General features: G+C 67.9%; 2 protein-coding genes. Both read left to right on the top strand.

The window, feature by feature from the left end; genetic code table 11:
• Positions 1 to 419 (top strand): hypothetical protein (locus AC1DY5_RS57985; RefSeq protein ID WP_478123092.1); only part of this gene is annotated, 419 nt, incomplete at its 5' end.
• Positions 409 to 614: hypothetical protein (locus AC1DY5_RS57980; RefSeq protein ID WP_478123091.1), on the top strand; the 206-nt coding region annotated here is incomplete at its 3' end. The genes AC1DY5_RS57985 and AC1DY5_RS57980, both read left to right, overlap by 11 nt.

The raw sequence follows: 614 nt of genomic DNA, 5'->3' as shown, positions 1-614 counted from the left end.
CGACCCCACTCGCCCTCCTGCGCCAGCTCATCGCCGCGCGCATGGCCTCGATCGACGAGAGCTTCGCGCCACGTCAGGATGGCTCCCTCCCCTACGCCGACGGCGATTCGGACGCCGCCCCCGTGCTCATTCGACAGCACACGATGTTGACGGATCTGCTCGAGGCAGCCACGGTCGGCGTGCCTGCGCTGGACTTCGCCTTCGAGGGCGAGTTCGATCCCGTCGAGGCCTCGCTCGCGCCAGAGGGTGAAACGGCCTTCGAGAAGAGCAGAGCGTTGCACGAGATCGCACTGGCCGGCATCGAGCCCATCATCGCCGCGGCGCGCGCTGCCGGCATCGCCATCCATGCACCGGAGCTTGAGCATGAAGCCGAGTCGGTCGCGGACCAGCAGCCCGAAGGAGCGCGACTTGGCTGCTGATTTGAACGATCGCCTTCGCTCCGCCGCGGCCGTCTTCGACAAGTTGCGCACGCGCCGGGCCGGCCCGCGCATCGGCACCCTCTTCGACCGTCCGATTCACGGCTCTGGTGCAAAGTTTGGGGGTAGCCGAGCGACGTCTCCAGAGGGCCGCGCAGGTTATGCCGAAAGCACGGCATTCCAGATCGCGGGCGCAGC

The sequence above is a fragment of the Variovorax sp. P4_D9 genome, assembly GCF_056401695.1.
This window is presented reverse-complemented; position numbering and strand designations above follow the sequence as displayed.